13 protein-coding genes and 2 pseudogenes are annotated in these 15,393 nt (G+C 69.3%); 4 read left to right on the top strand and 11 right to left on the bottom strand.

All coding sequences use genetic code 11. From position 1 onward, the window contains the following. Positions 1-252 precede the first annotated feature (252 nt). A complete protein-coding gene (locus tag ABTZ17_RS31950) occupies positions 253-651 on the bottom strand; it encodes a cofilin family protein (protein ID WP_352199281.1) in 399 nt (132 codons plus the stop codon). A 64-nt stretch (positions 652-715) separates the two neighbouring features. On the opposite strand from ABTZ17_RS31950, the gene ABTZ17_RS31945 reads away from it, so the two are divergent. Next, the gene (locus tag ABTZ17_RS31945) at positions 716-2,314 is read left to right on the top strand and encodes an ISL3 family transposase (RefSeq protein WP_352199280.1); all 1,599 of its coding nucleotides are present in this window, start codon (positions 716-718) and stop codon (positions 2,312-2,314) included. A gap of 52 nt (positions 2,315-2,366) precedes the next feature. Here ABTZ17_RS31945 and ABTZ17_RS31940 read toward each other — a convergent pair whose 3' ends face one another. Both ABTZ17_RS31940 and ABTZ17_RS31935 read right to left on the bottom strand, forming a co-directional pair. Next, a complete protein-coding gene (locus tag ABTZ17_RS31940; RefSeq protein WP_352199279.1) occupies positions 2,367-2,825 on the bottom strand; it encodes a hypothetical protein in 459 nt (152 codons plus the stop codon). Between the two features lie 247 nt (positions 2,826-3,072). Further along, positions 3,073-5,346 (bottom strand): catalase, encoded by a 2,274-nt coding sequence (locus ABTZ17_RS31935; RefSeq protein ID WP_352199278.1) that lies wholly within the window; start codon positions 5,344-5,346, stop codon positions 3,073-3,075. A gap of 1,458 nt (positions 5,347-6,804) precedes the next feature. Between ABTZ17_RS31935 and ABTZ17_RS31930 the strand changes: the two genes are divergently transcribed. Next, positions 6,805-7,152 carry a MerR family transcriptional regulator gene (locus ABTZ17_RS31930; RefSeq protein WP_352199277.1) on the top strand — a complete coding sequence of 116 codons (348 nt, stop codon included), beginning with the start codon at positions 6,805-6,807 and terminating at the stop codon, positions 7,150-7,152. A 771-nt stretch (positions 7,153-7,923) separates the two neighbouring features. Here the strand turns inward: ABTZ17_RS31930 and ABTZ17_RS31925 are convergent. From ABTZ17_RS31925 to ABTZ17_RS31905, 5 genes and pseudogenes are all read right to left on the bottom strand, one after another. Further along, entirely contained in the window at positions 7,924-8,949 is a 1,026-nt protein-coding gene (locus ABTZ17_RS31925; protein WP_352199276.1) for an iron-containing redox enzyme family protein, read from the bottom strand. Continuing rightward, on the bottom strand, positions 8,946-9,209 hold the full coding sequence (locus ABTZ17_RS31920; RefSeq protein ID WP_352199275.1) for a CDGSH iron-sulfur domain-containing protein: 264 nt from the start codon (positions 9,207-9,209) through the stop codon (positions 8,946-8,948). The genes ABTZ17_RS31925 and ABTZ17_RS31920 overlap by 4 nt, the downstream gene beginning before the upstream one ends. Further along, positions 9,193-9,828, bottom strand: a complete 636-nt coding sequence (locus ABTZ17_RS31915) for a HemK2/MTQ2 family protein methyltransferase (RefSeq protein WP_352199274.1) — start codon at positions 9,826-9,828, stop codon at positions 9,193-9,195. The genes ABTZ17_RS31920 and ABTZ17_RS31915 overlap by 17 nt, the downstream gene beginning before the upstream one ends. Before the next feature lie 661 nt (positions 9,829-10,489). Further along, positions 10,490-10,678 (bottom strand): annotated as a pseudogene (locus ABTZ17_RS31910) (GNAT family N-acetyltransferase); the annotation flags it as partial. A gap of 147 nt (positions 10,679-10,825) precedes the next feature. Further along, a pseudogene (locus tag ABTZ17_RS31905) lies at positions 10,826-10,960 on the bottom strand (ATP-binding protein); the annotation flags it as partial. Between the two features lie 404 nt (positions 10,961-11,364). Here ABTZ17_RS31905 and ABTZ17_RS31900 point away from each other — a divergent pair. Together ABTZ17_RS31900 and ABTZ17_RS31895 are read left to right on the top strand one after the other, a co-directional pair. Further along, positions 11,365-11,640 (top strand): hypothetical protein, encoded by a 276-nt coding sequence (locus tag ABTZ17_RS31900; protein ID WP_352199273.1) that lies wholly within the window; start codon positions 11,365-11,367, stop codon positions 11,638-11,640. Between the two features lie 403 nt (positions 11,641-12,043). Next, entirely contained in the window at positions 12,044-12,358 is a 315-nt protein-coding gene (locus tag ABTZ17_RS31895; RefSeq protein WP_352199272.1) for a hypothetical protein, read from the top strand. A 946-nt stretch (positions 12,359-13,304) separates the two neighbouring features. Here ABTZ17_RS31895 and ABTZ17_RS31890 read toward each other — a convergent pair. The 3 genes from ABTZ17_RS31890 to ABTZ17_RS31880 all read right to left on the bottom strand — a co-directional run bounded on the left by ABTZ17_RS31890 (position 13,305) and on the right by ABTZ17_RS31880 (position 15,022). After that, entirely contained in the window at positions 13,305-14,006 is a 702-nt protein-coding gene (locus ABTZ17_RS31890) for a DUF6766 family protein (RefSeq protein WP_352199271.1), read from the bottom strand. A gap of 81 nt (positions 14,007-14,087) precedes the next feature. Next, a complete protein-coding gene (locus ABTZ17_RS31885) occupies positions 14,088-14,420 on the bottom strand; it encodes a hypothetical protein (RefSeq protein WP_352199270.1) in 333 nt (110 codons plus the stop codon). A gap of 125 nt (positions 14,421-14,545) precedes the next feature. Continuing rightward, positions 14,546-15,022 carry a hemerythrin domain-containing protein gene (locus ABTZ17_RS31880; RefSeq protein ID WP_352199269.1) on the bottom strand — a complete coding sequence of 159 codons (477 nt, stop codon included), beginning with the start codon at positions 15,020-15,022 and terminating at the stop codon, positions 14,546-14,548. Between the last annotated feature and the right edge of the window lie 371 nt (positions 15,023-15,393).

Genomic DNA, 15,393 nt, shown 5'->3' with positions numbered 1-15,393 from the left:
CACGGACAACGCTTCCCACTCAAGATCCGACAGCTCATGACGACGCACCATGCGACGCATGATTCCCCATCAGGACCCTTTGAAGACACTGCCTAAGGCGACTCCACGGACACTGCGCGTACACGCCCTTGACCGGCACGGTGACGCCTGCCCCCGGAGTGGCCCGCCGGAACGGTCGACCCCCCCGCTGCGTTGATCACGTTGTTTCTCTCGCCGCGTGCCGCCACGGTCTCGTCGGTCTTCACCGTGGGTTCAGTCGGCGAGTGCGACGAGCCGGGGGTAGGCCAGGTGTTCCGGGGTGCGGGCGATGACGTGGACGGGCATGTCGCTGCACTGCTCCTTCAGCACATCGAATGCCTGCTCGTAGGCGGCTTCGCTGGCCCCGGCGGGGGCCGGCATCCACCAGATCAGCAGGTGGGCATGGCGGCGTGCGCCTTCGTGGGTGGCGTAGGGGACTTCGTGGACCAGGAGCCGCGGCTGGTCTGCGGGCAGGGCGGCGATCAGCTCCTCGGGTGTCCAGTTCGCCTCCTCCACCACCTCCAGTGCCCCGCCGTCCAGGTGCAGGACGACGGTGTTGACCTCCCGTTGCTCCTTGACGCGCCTGAACGCTTCGGGACAGGTGTCGGCCAGTTTCACGGCTGTGGCCCACATTTCGTGACGATCACTTTCGATCAACGAGCGAGCCGGGGCCTGCCCTCACGTCAACGTTGGTCTGGTGGGGGTCGACTGCAGCTTCCGAGAGTTGGTCTGGCCCGAGGTCGAAGACCTTGTGGTCGGCCGCGTGGAGATCGATGGTGAAGCGGTCCGAGTCGAGGCCCGCAGCGAACGGGGCACGGTGGTCTGTCCGGACTGTACGTCTGTTGGAACGAGAGTTCATAGCACGTACCGGCGGCGGCTCGCGGACCGGCCACTGGGCGGCCGACGCGTCGTGCTCATCCTGCTCGTCCGCCGGTTCTTCTGCGGGAACGGTGCCTGTAGTCGGCGGACATTCGTCGAGCAGGTCGGCTGTCTGAGCCGGCGCTATGCCCGTCGGACTCAGGCCGTGGCCCGCATACTTCAGGCGATCGGACTGGCCGTGGGCGGCCGGGCCGGCGCCCGTCTGGCGCCCCGGCTCGGGCTGCGGACCACCAGGGCAGCGATTCTGCGGCAGCTTCGCTTGCTGCCGGATCCACCCGTGGGCACCGTTCGCGTCCTCGGCGTGGACGAGTTCGCCTTCCGCAAGGGACGCACCTACGGAACCGTGCTCGTCGATGTCGAGACCGGCCGTCCTGTCGATCTACTGCCTGACCGTGCCGCGGACACCTTGGCCGCCTGGCTCACGAAGCATCCCGGCGTCGAGATCGTCTGCCGAGACCGATACAGCGCGTTCAGCGAGGCCACGAAACGGGCCGCTCCCGACGCGATCCAGGTCGCGGACCGGTGGCATCTACTGCACAGCCTCGCCCGGGCGGTTGAACGCACGGCTCACGCACACCGCCCCTGCTTGCGCAAAGACGCCGACGCCACGTCCCCGGACGCACTTCTCGAACTGATCCAACCCTTGCCACCCGCGAGCGATCCACCAGACAGCCAGATCCTTGCCCGGGTTCGGCTACGCCACCAGGACATCCACGACAGGCCTCTCCGCGGCGACAACCTCAGCGCCATCAGCCGCGATCTCCGCCTCGACCGCAAGACCGTCCGTCGCTACGCGAACATCGACCTCGACGACCTCCTAGCCTCCGCACGCGATCGGCGGCCAGAAATCCTCGCCCGGTTCAAGCCCTACATCCAGCAGCGATTTCGGACCGGCGGGACCAACGCGGCCCAACTGTTCCGAGAGGTTCGTGAGCAGGGGTACCCCGGAAGCAAGATCTCGGTCCGGCGCTACGTCGCGACCCTGCGAGAAGGGACGGCAGTCGAGGAACCTCGACTGATCCCGAGCCCCCGGCAGATCACCAGCTGGATCATGCGCCGCCCCGAGGCTCTGGCCAGCGGTGAACGTACTCAGCTGGACCGCGTCCTGGATGCCTGCCCCGATCTCAGAACCGCCCGCGAGCTCGCGCATGCTTTCAACGCCATGGCCCGTGATCGGCAGGGCACCGAGCTGACTCAGTGGATGACCCGGGCCCTTGCCGACGGCCCGAAGCCGATCCAGTCCTTCGCCGCATTCCTCCAACACGACTGGGACGCGGTCGTCAACGGCCTCACCCTGCCCTGGAGCTCCGGGGTAGTGGAAGGGCAAGTCACACGAATCAAGCTGATCAAGCGCAGGTCCTACGGACGAGCCTCATTCTCACTCCTGCGGACCCTCGTCCTCGCCCAGCCACCGTGACGGACGGTTGGCTACAGCAATCATTCAGCTCTCTGTCGCAGATGCTGTGATGTCAGATTCGATAGGGATACAGGGCGACGTTTTCAGCTTCGACGCTAACCTCAACCCAGGTCCTGTCGACGCTGGCAGGGATCGGTGACGCGAGATCGAACAGGATCGATGAGTCGCCCACGTGAAGGTAGGCAGCGCCGTCCTCGGTGAGATGGAGCTGCCCACGCATGACCACTCGGTCGCCCTCCTGCCAGAGCCCAGGCGCGGCAAGCGCGGCTGGCTGCGTGTTACGCCCCCAGAGGATGTCCTGGTCGACGGTCCATTCAACGAGGTGGTTGCCGGCTGCTTCCTCCGGATCACCGCACCAGAGCACCACGGCAACTCCGACGGGTGAGTGGGCCCGAACCGTCATCGGCCGTTGGGGGATCTGCGGCAACTTCTCTATGCGGACAAGCATCTCCCTATCATCCACGGCCCCCACGCAGCTGCGGGCGGTCTCGCGCCACAAGATCTGCGGCATCGACCCTTCACCTCTTCGCCAACATTCCAACGTGATCGTCACGAAATGTAAGCCACAGCCAGTTTCACCGAGCTGTTCATCGACTGCTCCTTCTCGTTGCCCGCCGCGGTGGTAGGCGGCCGGTGGCCCACGCCCTCCCGAGCGCGCCCCATCGCGGTCATGGGGGAGTTCGCCTCTCCTTCGGTTCGCATTCGAGTTCTTGGAAGAGCGTGCGGCTGCGTGAAGGGCCTTCAGGGGGCGGGGCGGGTCAGGCTGCGGCGGGGAAGCGTTGCCAGACACGGTGGGCCGCGAGGTTCTCCCAGAGCAGGGGCAGGGCCTGCTCGATGTCGGCCAGGATGACGCCGGGTGCATCGGCGGGGATCGTGGCGGCTTCGAAGACGGCATCGGCGCCGCCCCAGCCCGCGAGGGCTTTCCCGTGCCGGTACGCCTCGGTGATCAGGGCGAGGACGCGCGGGTCGCCGATGCTCGAGCCGGGGTACCCGGCCTTGGCGTCGCGGGCGCCGTGGGCGTCGGCTCCGGCCTGCGGGGCGCCGATGAGGACCAGCGCATCGAACTCGACGGAGCGCGCTGTGGCGAAGGTCCGCTGAACGGTCACCGGGTCCCCGCCGGTGGCCGGCACCCCGCCGGCCGGGGCCACCACGAGCGGCACCATCCCGGCGTCGAGCACGGCCTCGCGCACCGCGTGGACGCCGGTCGTGTCCACGTCCTGGTCGACGACGACGCCGACGACCCGCCCGTCCAGCGGCCAAGTGGCGCCGAGCTGCGAGAGGCGGGGACTCGGGGCGGGGTCGGCGAGGGGTTCGGTGGCGTCCGGGACGGGCAGGCCCAGACCGGCCGCGACCTGCGCGCACAGGTCGGAATCGACGTTGGCCAGGACCGCCAGCGCACGTTCCTTGATCGTCTGCTCGTAGCACTTGCCGAGCTCGAAGGTGTAAGCAGCGATGATGTGCTCGCGCTCGACCGGGCTCATGCTCTGCCAGAACAGGCGCGGCTGGGAGAAGTGATCGTCGAACGAGGCCGGGGCTTCGCGGACCTTCCGACCCGCGGGCACCTCCACCGGCACCTCGATGAACGCACCCGTGTCGGCACCGGCGAAGAACGGGCACCCCCCGTCGAGACTGTTCGGCTTGTACGGAGCCGCCCCGCGATGCACCGCCGTCTGGTGAAAACCGTCCCGCAGCATGTCGTTGACGGGCGCGTGGGTCCGATTGATCGGGATCTGTCCGAAGTTCGGGCCGCCGAGCCGGGTCAACTGGGTGTCCAGGTAGGAGAACATCCGGCCGGCCAGCAGCGGGTCGTCCGTCGCGTCGATCCCCGGCACGAGATGACCGACGTGGAAGGCGACCTGTTCGACCTCGGCGAAGAAGTTCGACGGATTCGCGTTCAACGTCAGCAGCCCGACGGGCTGGACCGACGCGAGCTCCTCCGGCACGATCTTCGTCGGGTCGAGGAGATCGATGCCCTCGAAGATCTGGTCCTCGGTGTCGGGGAACGTCTGGATCCCCAGCTCCCACTGGGGGAACGCGCCCGCCTCGATGGCGTCATACAGGTCCCTGCGGTGGAAGTCGGGGTCGGTACCGGCGAGGAGCTGAGCCTCCTCCCACACCAGGGAGTGCACGCCCAGCCTGGGCTTCCAGTGGAACTTCACCAATGTAGAGGCGCCTTCGGCGTTCGCCAGGCGGAAGGTGTGGACGCCGAAGCCCTCCATCATCCGGTAGGAACGCGGGATGCCCCGGTCGGACATGTTCCACAAGGTGTGGTGGGTCGCTTCGGTGTGCAGGGACACGAAATCCCAGAACGTGTCGTGCGCGGACTGTGCCTGCGGGATCTCGCGGTCCGGGTGCGGCTTGGCCGCGTGGATGACATCGGGAAACTTGATCGCGTCCTGGATGAAGAACACCGGGATGTTGTTCCCGACCAGATCGAAAACGCCCTCCTCGGTGTAGAACTTCGTGGCGAACCCCCGGGTGTCGCGGACCGTGTCGGCGGAACCCCGCGAACCCAACACCGTGGAGAAGCGCACGAACACGGGTGTTTCCACATCCGGGGCCAGGAAAGCGGCCCGGGTGACCGCCGCTGCCGCCCCGTACGACCGGAAGACGCCGTGGGCGGCCGCGCCGCGCGCGTGGACGACGCGTTCCGGTATCCGCTCGTGGTCGAAGTGCATCAGCTTCTCGCGCAGGTGGTGGTCCTGCAACAACACCGGCCCCCGCGGACCCGCCTTCAGCGAGTGATCGGAGTCGGGCAGGCGCGCCCCCTGCGCGGTGGTCAGGTGGGCACCGCTCTGCGCCATGCGCGCCCGGTCCGCACCGGTGGGCTGCCCTGTCGGGCCGACTGTCTCCGGACCGTGCTGGTCCGCCTTCGGCGGCAAAGGTTCGATCGGTGTCGTCGGCTCGCCCAGTTGTGGGGAGGCCGGAGCCGGCTTCCCGGGGACCCCCTCCTGCCGACCGCGGGACGGGCCGGTGGGCACGGCGTCGCCCGTCGCTTTCGCGACGGGCTCCGCCGGGTTCTTCTGGGACATGACTTCTCCAGACGCAGGGGGTGTGTCCTCAGGTCCTACACGTGCGACCCGAAGCGGTGTGTCCCGAAGCGCCGCACCACGCTGTCCGACCCGGTCAGGCCCCAAGCGACGGACGGAACTTCGGTCCTCGGTGATGCGGACAGAGGGATGGCCGACGTACGACCGGCGACCGGGCACCTTTTCCCGATGAGCCCTTCATCGGGGGTCGGCAAAAGCAAAAGCGCAGGACAGCAGGCATCCACCGGTTTCACATCGCCGCGTGGCCGACCTGTGGAAACCGTGACGCAGGCCTGGACGGATTTCCGGCGCACGCGGACGAAGAACTCGGTGCGGGCCGGGAGGAGCGGCGCCCCATACCGGTGCTGTCGTGTACTTCGTCACGTTGCGCGGCTACCCGATGTTTCGCCCTTTACGGGCTGAATCGCGAAAAGCTTTGATCGGTCGGGGTGGCCACGTCGTCGTCGAGGAGGTGGCCCCCGGTGGCCCTCGGGGGCGAAGTGCCTCCTCAGGTGCTACCGCTGTCGGCGCGCTTTCGCGTGGGCCCCTGTTCGGCCAGGGACGCCACGGGCCGGCATGGGACCACGGTCCGCCACTCGTCATTCCGCGAGCGATGTTCTTCGGAACCGGACCGGTAGGTCCCGCCGTGCCGGACCCGGTGGGTCCGCAGATCGGGACGGTCGATTACCTGCAGCCTAACCAATCCAAAACCTGCAATGGCCGTACTAGACATCAGCAGGTCTGGTGGGTATGTTTTATGTCGTAGCCCAAGGAGTGAAGGGCCCGGCAGGGATGCACTGCCGGGCAGTGATACTCAGTGGTTGGCAGGACGGTGCGGTCGTGGAGTCTCGAAGCCGGAGTGTGTGCAAGATGGCGACGCGACTGGCGGCCGGGCCGGGTGGCCCGCAGTGATGAGGGGCTGCCGCAGCAGTGCCGGTTGTTGACGCAGTGGTGTACGCAGTGCGGTGAAAAGTGGTACCTCGGTGAAGGCGTCTGCTGCGGGCGCGCGCACCGGGAGGTCCGGCAGTGGGGTTCCAAGCCAAGAGCGGTGGCAGGACGGCGAACGGGGCTGGCTGGCGGAACGTGGCGCTCGCACAGGCCACGAGCGGTTCGCAGTACGAGCAGTACGTAGTTGTTGCAGTGGAGTAGTCGATCGCCAGAGGGAAGAACGGAGGAGCTGAGCCGATCGCCATCGGGATCGCCCGGACCGTCACGGGTTCGGGTACCGCAGGACATCGATAGTGAGGTGGTCTCCGGTCAAGCACCGCGATCCCCGCGAACCCGACAGCGTCCCCGTCGGTTGAGCGGACACAGAAGGCCCACGCAGCATCAGGGCCGGCAGATGGTGTAGCAAGTTCCTTCGGGGCCCTGGTGCCATAGGCGCCAGGGCCCCTCGACGCGTCCACTCGTCAGCTGCCCGTTCCACGCCGACACACCCACCGGTCCCATGAGAGAGGCCCCATGCCAGAAGCCACACCCGTCGGTCCGCTCAGCGGGCACCTGGAGGACGACGATTTCCCCGCCTACACGATGGGCCGGGCCGCCGAGATGCTCGGCACCACGCAGGCCTTCCTCCGCGCCATCGGCGAGGCCCGTCTGATCACCCCGCTGCGTTCCGCGGGCGGGCATCGGCGCTACTCCCGCTACCAGCTGCGGATCGCCGCCCGCGCCCGCGAGCTCGTCGACCAGGGGACCCCGATCGAAGCGGCCTGCCGCATCATCAACCTCGAAGACCAACTCGAAGAAGCCCAGCGCCTCAACGCCGCCTACCGCGCCGCCGGAGCCCCGGACCCCGAAACCACGACCTGACCATAGATCCTGGGGAACAGCCGGGTCCGGACGTCGTCGCACAGCCGTCTGTATGTCCTCTGGTGACCGGCGGTTGTCGGGGATATCGTCTGCGTCAGCTGTCGTGGTTCGGAACTCCCCTTTGCCCACGCCGTTGGCGTGGGTGTTTTGCTGTGCCGCGCGGGTTCCTCATCTCGTCCGCCCAGTGCAGGGTGTGGAGGCCTCAGCGGAGACATGCGTAGGTCCGAGGCGCCTTCACGGGCTACGCCCCGCCGATGCCCCCGTCGTGGGCGCACGTGGTCGGGGAACTGGAAGCGTGGGGGAAATCCCTGGGCGGCTACTTGGCCGCACACGGCTATGCCGGACCGTTCGGCCTCTATGCGCTGGTGGACGGGGACGGTGTCGTGCACGCCCATGAGAGCAACCTCCGACGCACGGCGACCACCACGCCCCACGCCATGGTCATTCGGATCACCGCCGCGTCGGCGAATCGGCAAGCGGCATGGTCGGTGTCCAAGGGCCACACACCGCGGCCACTGGGACTTCAGGCAGCCCTCGCCCGGTTGCATGCCCCCCTGCCTCGGTTTCGATCCCGGCACAGGTGAGGGGGTCGTTCCCTACATTGGCGCTCCGCACGCCGGGTACACCTGGCGGTACGCGGTGATCCGCAGGAGCCTGGAGGCCATGCGAGCGCGCGAGGCCGCGGTGACGGAGGTCTTCGAGCTCGCCGACCGTTGTCCCGGCCGCTCCTGCCGTTCTGCAAGAAGGGGCCCGGGCCGGGAGATGCGGTGGTCAGGTGCCGCCGAGGGGTGTGCGCAGGGCGGTGCCGCCGGCTGCCCAGGCAGCGGTGATGTGGTCGGTCAGACGGTCTTCGAGCAGCACGGTGGCAACGCAGCCGAACGCGATGTCGGCCTCAAGCTCCGGCTGGTCCGCGAGGAGGCCACCGACGACCTCGTGCCGAACCACCTGTTCGTGGACGGCGTCGGCCTCGACGTGCTCGGCGTAGAAGTGCTCGGCTGCCGTACCGGCTCCGCAGCGCCGCATCGCGTTGGCCAGGCGCCTGGAACCGGGGGAGGAGGTGATCTCCACGCAGGCGAAGTGTCCGACGAGCGCGCCGCGCAGAGCCCGGTGGAGCCCGAACAAGGACATCAGGTTGACGGTGGCCAGGAGGGCCGCCGGAGCCCGGTCCAGGTAGCGGCCGTAGGCGACGTCCAGTCCGAGGTCGGCCATGAGGTCGGCGAACAGCCGGGAATGCATGTTCTCCGCGCGGCCGGCGCCGAACTCGTCGTACTCGATGGCGACCATGGCGGCCTTGGCGCGGCCGGTCAGGCGGGGGATGACCCAGGCATGCGGATCGGCCTCCTTGAGGTGGTACAGGGAGCGCAGCGCGGCGTACTCGCGCAGCTGCCACAGCTCCCCCTCCTTCTCCAGATGGTGGCTGAGGCTGCCGGAGAGGTCGACGGGTTCGACGAGGAGCGGAGCGAAGGCCTCGTCGACGGTCCGGGGTGCGTCGACCAGCTCGGCCCTGAGCGCGTGCAGGAAGCGTTTCTCCAGTGCGCGGCGCAGCCGCAGCAGGTCCGGGTCCCACTCCAGCTCCTCGGCCACGGCGGCGAAGCCGCGGTAGTGGAGTTCGTACAGGAGGTACAGCGCGAGTTGCAGATCGTCGCCCCACGGGTCGGCCCGGGCCACCGCCTGGTCGCCGAGGTCGGGCGGGGTTCCTGCTCTCAGGGAAGTGACCACTGCCGAGGACAGCGGTCCGCGCCCTTCCACGAGGTGGGGGCCGCGGGTGTCGGCTGCAGCGGTGCTGGGCGCGGTCATGAAGTACTCCTGTCCTCGTCCGAGTGGGCGGGCCGGGCGCGGGGGCGGTGGCTGGTGTCGCACCAGGGGAAGGTGCGGCTCCTCCGGCAGGTGCAGATCGCTGTCCTGAACCGATCGGAGCGGACGATTTCGCCGTCGTCGAGGAGGACCTCGACCGGCCCCTCCACCACTACGGGCCCTTGCGGGTCCACCGTCACCCTGCGTGGCGCGGGCTGTGCCTTGCTCCGGTCTGGTCCGGGACGGTCAGAATCGCTGGGCACGGATGACCACCAGTTCCTCGAGTTCCTCGGCTCGGTCCGCGAGACCCTGTCGCTCCAGCCAGGACCGTCGGGAGCGCAGGACGGGTCCCCACGGGACGAAGGCGCGGGCGGTGACGTCGCCCGTCAGGCCCGCGTCCTTCAGTCGGTCGACGGTCTCCTGTGCTCCGCACATGCCCGAATGGACCATGAGGAGAACGCCCCCGGGACGCAGCAGGGCCGGTGCTCGCTCGCAGATCCGGTCGATGACGGCACGGCCGTCGCGGCCGGCATCCCACGCCCGCTCCGGTCCGCGAGCCGGAAGCCCGTCTTCGGGGGCCGGTACGTAGGGCGGGTTGGTGACGACGAGATCGAACCGCACACCACCGAGCACGGAGGCGAAATCACCGCGGAGCAGCCGCAGAGGCAACCGCTGCCTGATTGCGTTGAGGCGCGCCGAGGCGACAGCGCCCCAGGACACGTCGACCGCGGTGACCCGGGCGCCCCGGCGGGCCGCCTGAAGAGCCAGCGCACCCGTACCCGTTCCGATTTCCAACACCTCCGCTCCCGGCAGGACGGTCTCCTGGGCCAACGCCTCGGCGACGAGCCGGGTGTCGGCCTGTGGCCGGTAGACACCCGGCAAGGCGACAAGCCGTGAGGCTCGGGGAGTCCTGGTCAAAGCGGTACTGGTCACGTATGTCCTCCGGGCCGGGCCTGACCTGCTGTCGAGCGCGGCTGTCGGCCGCTGGGCGGCGCCTTCCCCCACACCACGCCTTCATCCCCGCACCGGTGACCCGCATCCTCCGACGGAACCGGACCGGCCTGCCGCCGTACGGCGCGATGCGTGCCTCAGACCTGACCCGTCGGACGTGCCCGGGGGCGCCGGGGAGCGTCCCGGGTAGTGCCTCGCGGGAGCGGTCCCGGAAGCCCCGCGCGGCCTCTCGGATGCCTGAGCGCTGTGAAGGAGGGCCGGGCAGGTCCTGGACCGCCGTGCGGCAGGGGCTACGTCGGCCCCGGGCGCGCCGTGGACGACCCGTCCGGGCGGGCAGAGGCTGATACCGGGAACAGGCACGTGACCGGGGTCTCACGGCCCACCCGCTCCCGGACGCTCCAGCAGCGCTCTTGTCGCGCCGGGCCTCGGAGGTGGCCCGCTGAGGAAGTGGGTGGGTGCAGCCCCGCTCCTCTTGCGTGGCGGTGGGCGACCGCCCGGGATCGGCCGGCATCCACCCGAAAAGAGTGAGCGGCTCCTCGTGATCAGCAGCCACCTCGTTGACCTACGGATTCGCAGTTCGACAATCGTGTCTTCAGGCGGCTCGGCTGACGTCCAGCCGTTCGGGCGACGGCTCGTATCCAGCGGCTCTGTAGCTGGCGACGGCGGCAGCGTTCGACATCGGGGTGCTGACGAGTACGCTTGATGCACCCAGTTCACGCAGCGCCGCCGCGGCGGCGACGCTGGTCGCCGTCCCGTAGCCGCGACCGCGGTGCGTTTTCCTGGTCGTGGTAGCCGATCAGGCAGCGGGCGTCGGCGTGTCAACGGCCGCTTCTGTTTCCCGGCGGCGGTCAGTTGTTCCATGCACTGCCGGCCGGTTGAGCGTCCCCAGCGGCGGCCCGATACTTCCCCGCCGTTGAGAGGGCTGCGGTCACCTCAGAGGCGTCACGTCCTTTCCGGTGGTGGCCTCGGTGAGCCGGAAGCTGTCACCTTGGGTGACAACGACGTGAGCGTGGTGGAGGAGCCGGTCGACTGTGGCGGTGGTGAGGGTCTTGGGCATGATCTCGATGTGGGTGGGCGACACGCCAAGGAACACCGGTCGTCTCCTCGGGCAAACGTCCGCCCACCACCGGACGCTCACTCGACCGGCTCAGCGCCGGGCTCGTGCCCGCAGTCCGGCTGACCGACACGGGACTTTTGTATCAATGTGTCCGTCGGTCACGCGGTACCGCTGCCCATGGAGGTGCACCGATCCTGCACTGGCGGGCCCTGGACGCCACCCGGGAGCGCCTCCTCGGCACCCTCCCACCCGAACAGGCTTGTTCCTCGAAGCCGAGCAAGCCATCCGAGGCCTGGGCCCCGCTCCCGTCCGCGTCGTCACCACGGTCACCCCCGAGGACGAACGGTGACTACCCGGGATGCCCAAGGCGGTACTCATGAATCACCCCTCTCCCGAGCAAGGCGGTTTCCATGAACAACCCTCACCCGGATGAACAGCCCGCGTACACGGCATCCGGTGACGCCGAGCAGGCCGCAGAGGGCGTCCGGCAGGTGATCGACTGGTACAACGCTCGCCTGCGGGACGCCCGGGAGCCCGGCGCGGGCCGTGATCAGGTGGACCGGTGGCGGGAGGGCCGGAACCAAGCGCTGGACGATCTGGACCGGCTGGAGGAAGCCGACGCGGGCGAGACCGTGCGGATCGCCCTCGCCTACGCCGCCCGTCTCAGGGAACTCACCGACAGCTGACGCCCCCGGCCCCCGCAGGCACCGGGCACCGACGGCGTGAACCCGCCCCGGAGGACTGCTGCCCGTGTCGGGCCGAGAACCGCGGCGGCATCGCCGAGGCCATGGCTTGCCCCGTCCGGCCCCCGCCTGGCTGAGCCCGTCGGGTCGGGGTGGGGCGTTCGTGTCGGGGTCACGAGGTCTCTTTCCCAAGGTCCGGCGGAGGGCGGGGCCGGGGAGCACCCCTGTGCGCCCCGCTCCTCCTGCGCCCCGTCCGAGTCCTCGCCTGGCTGAGCGCGGTGATCACCGGGGGCGAGAGCGATGGCTGCGGGTTGACGTCCTCGCCGCGGGGTAGGCGCTGGAAGCCCGAATGCCGCTTCGCGCACGACAGCAGTGGGCCTGTCGGAGTCCGGACGGGAGGTGTGTCATGCACGGCCGACGCCTGACCGCCGGAGAACAGCTGCGGCTGCTGATCATCGAGGAGCACCTGGGATGCGACCGGCGTCTGGAACGCCGACTGCGCACCATGCGTCTGGGGCCGCACCCGCCGGGCCTGGTGGTGGTGACCCGCTGGTGTGCGGGGCTGTGGGCGCTCCTTCTGATGGTGGCGCTGCCCAGCCAATGGCCCCCGCTGCTCCTGGCGCTCGGGACCGCGACAGCAGGTGTGCTGCTCTGTGTCGGGCTGCTCCTGTGCCGGCGGGCGGGCCTGCGCCTCCGTCACCGCAGGCCGCCGACCGGTTAGAGAGGTGCGGTCGGGAGGTGTGGCCACAGAGCCGCGCACACCCGGCGCTCCCGCTCGGTTGGTCGGCACCCGCGCACCTACCACGGCGCATTCAACCGCACCGGCGTTCCTCTCGTCGTGCGGGCGGTGCGCGCCCAGATACAGGTGCTGCTCGCTCAGGCGGCCACGCGGACCGAAAGCCGGAGTCGCGGCTTCATGACCCCCAGGGGTCGTCGCGTTCGACGCCAGAGCCGTAGCGGGAGAAACCTTCGGGCGCCTTCCGCCCGTACGAAGACGGTTCATCGGTGGGCGGCGAGCGGCGGACGGCGAATCAGTGGGCCCGCGAGGTCGGCCCAACTCGCTCCCTGACCGCGGGCGGTCTCGATCAGCGCCGTTTCCCAACCGGCGAACTGCCCACGGACCTCTCTCAGGCAACACTCGCGGCAATAGCGGGGCTTCCAGAGCCGACTGCGGGCCCGCGTCCGGTCCGGATTCCATCGACGACGGGGGCGGCTAGGGGCGCTGGGCGTCCCTGACGGCTCGACTGATCGTCTCCCAGCGTCCCGTCCGCTGTCGGGGCGCCATGCGGACGTAGCGGGCGGCTGCGCGTATCCGGACGGTGTCGAGGTCGTCGACCGCAGCCGGTGGGATCGTCCCCGCGAGGTTGTTCGGGCCCAGTGCCGGCAGGCGCTTCGGGCCGATGGGCAGGACGCCTGTCTGTGCATCCCCGAACGTCATGTTGATCGGTCAGGGCCTGCTGCCGGAGAACGGGGTGACGGCCGGCGTGTCCCCGATCAGGAACTCTCCGCTGTCGGCCGTCAGCACCTCCACACCCCACTTCGCCGCCTGGTCGCGCACCTTGTGGGAACGCTTCGACGTGCACGCTGCGATACCGGTGCGATCGCACGTAGTGGAGGACGACCGGATCGCGCAGCACCTCGACATGCCACGGATCCTCGACGGACGGTCAGCCCTCGACACCGGTGGAGGCGTGCGCGGCACCCACGGGCTTGGACTCCGGGGAGCCGCGTTGGCGGAGGTAGACGGAGAGGATGGCCATGGCGGCCACCGCGAGGAGTTCGGACTGCCAGTTCTGCAGGGACCGGTTCCAGAAGTCCGCGGATCCCAGGTAGTGGGCCCAGGAGATCGGTGGCAGGAGTTCGCGGAGTCGCTGTTCGTTGTGGGCGGCGGTGCCGGCGATGGACTGGGCGAGCCAGGACAGCAGGAACAGCAGTGCCATCACCGTGCCCAGGGAGCGTGAGTACAGGGTCTGCCGCCAGTCCTTCGTACCGGCCCAGCGAGGCGAGTCGGGGCGGGCGTGGTCACCGACCCGCTGCTCGCGGTCGCTCTCCGGTCCGGCCTTGTGCAGCTGCTTCGACTCGGGGGAGCCGCGCTGGAGCAGCCAGACGGTCCCGAAGATGTAGAGGAAGAACTGCAGGAATTCCGACTGCCAGTTCTCCGTCACGTCCACGGCGAAGTCCGAGGACATCAGGTACTCGCCCAACGTCAGCGGCTGCAGCCCGTCCACGGCCAGGCCCTCGTTGAACCCCGCGTGCCCGGCCAGCGCCTGCCCGACCAGCACGCACAGGAACGCTCCGCCGAAGCCCAGGGTCAGGCTGTTGTCCCGGAGGAACCGGGCCCGTCCGGCTGCCTGCCGTCCGCCGTTCACCGGTGTAGCACTCCGATCGCTGTGAAGTACGCCAGTCCCCCCAGGATGACGCACAGGCAGGTGAGGAACAGCGCGCGCATCTCAGCCGCCTTCCAGCGTGCATCGGTAGGGCAGATCGGCGGCTGCCCCGGGCTCGCAGCCGGCTGCCACGACCTTCCAGCCGTCGTCGAACCGGGACAGGAACAGGGCGTCGCCCGTCGCACGCACCAGAGCCTGCCGACCGTGGACCTGCGCCGACCGGATGCGGCCGGTCCCGGGGAGTCCCTCGCCTCCCAGGGCGGCACCGCACGGTCGGAAGGCGTCGTCCTCCAGCTGCTTTCGGGTTTCGGGTGCCAGGAGCGCGCACGCCCGCGTCCAGTCGGTGCTCTTGAGGGCGTGACCGAAGGCCACGGCGACGTCGCGGGCACCGTCCACCCGCGACGCGGGCGCCCCGCAGCCGCACAGCACCGCGACCGCTGCCAGGGTCAGGGCGGATGAACGGATCCGCCGGGGGTGTACCCGCCGAGAGCTGCGGTCTCGGCAGCCGAGTGCGGAGTCGATCACTTGTCCGTGGCGCTCGGCAGGGCGAGCGGGTCCCGCGGGGCCTTGCCCTTCTCGGTTTCCATCCGTTCGCCGAGTTCGGTGAGGCGGCTGCGGCCCATGGCCTTGCGGACGTCGGGGAACCACTCCTGCTCTTCTTCCTCGACGTGGTGGCGGACGTTCTCCATGAGGACGCTCATCTTGGCCTTGAAGCGTTCGTCGGCCGGGTCCATGTCCTTGAGCTCGGAGAGCATCCACACCACGACGTGGTGTTCCTCGATGCTCTCCAGGATGTGGTCGGTGGTCTCGGGCGCGGCCTCGCGGGCCGCGGGGTAGAAGAGCTGTTCTTCGATCCAGGCGTGGACGGTGAGTTCCTCGATCACCTCGTCCGCGATCTTCCGTCGTTCCGCGGTCTGGCCGTCCTCGGTCTTCTCGAACCGCTTGAACAGCTTCTCCACCGTCTTGTGGTCCTCGCGCAGCAACACGATCGCGTCCATGTCGTCCTCCGAGTGCAGTGGCCCCCGGGAGGGGCCGGGATGTCCGGGAACCTCGGACCACCATTCCGGATCGCGGCCCGGGCCCTGTGGTGCACGGCGGGACGCCCCGACAGATCGCCTGGCCGGTCTAACCCGCGCCCGCCCGCGCGGGTACGAGGCCGTCCGTTCGTGTCGTCGACTCACGCGCCTTGAATGCCTGGCATGCGTGCCGCTTCGTCGCCGCTTCCACCCGGTGCCTCGCCTTCGGAGCCGGGGTACCTCACGCCAAGCCGAGGCCTAGGCCGTGTCTTCCGGATCTTGCCTGGCCCGCGCCGCCTGGCACCGCACCTCGCGGCACTGCGCGCGTTCCGCGCTTCGTCTCGGCTCCTCTT

The sequence above is a fragment of the Streptomyces sp. NPDC097619 genome, assembly GCF_040302735.1.
In the GTDB taxonomy this organism is placed as follows: Bacteria; Actinomycetota; Actinomycetes; order Streptomycetales; family Streptomycetaceae; genus Streptomyces.
Note: the sequence above shows the minus strand (reverse complement) of the source record. Positions and strands in the feature narration are given on the sequence as shown.

What these genes read in the sequence shown, in the direction of transcription:
- ABTZ17_RS31950 (WP_352199281.1), bottom strand. Translation starts at nt 651, where the DNA reads ATGTGGGCCACAGCCGTGAAACTGGCCGACACCTGTCCCGAAGCGTTC.
- ABTZ17_RS31940 (WP_352199279.1), bottom strand. Translation starts at nt 2,825, where the DNA reads ATGCCGCAGATCTTGTGGCGCGAGACCGCCCGCAGCTGCGTGGGGGCC.
- ABTZ17_RS31900 (WP_352199273.1), top strand. Translation starts at nt 11,365, where the DNA reads ATGAACAACCCTCACCCGGATGAACAGCCCGCGTACACGGCATCCGGT.
- ABTZ17_RS31935 (WP_352199278.1), bottom strand. Translation starts at nt 5,346, where the DNA reads ATGTCCCAGAAGAACCCGGCGGAGCCCGTCGCGAAAGCGACGGGCGAC.
- ABTZ17_RS31880 (WP_352199269.1), bottom strand. Translation starts at nt 15,022, where the DNA reads ATGGACGCGATCGTGTTGCTGCGCGAGGACCACAAGACGGTGGAGAAG.
- ABTZ17_RS31895 (WP_352199272.1), top strand. Translation starts at nt 12,044, where the DNA reads ATGCACGGCCGACGCCTGACCGCCGGAGAACAGCTGCGGCTGCTGATC.
- ABTZ17_RS31930 (WP_352199277.1), top strand. Translation starts at nt 6,805, where the DNA reads ATGCCAGAAGCCACACCCGTCGGTCCGCTCAGCGGGCACCTGGAGGAC.
- ABTZ17_RS31925 (WP_352199276.1), bottom strand. Translation starts at nt 8,949, where the DNA reads ATGACCGCGCCCAGCACCGCTGCAGCCGACACCCGCGGCCCCCACCTC.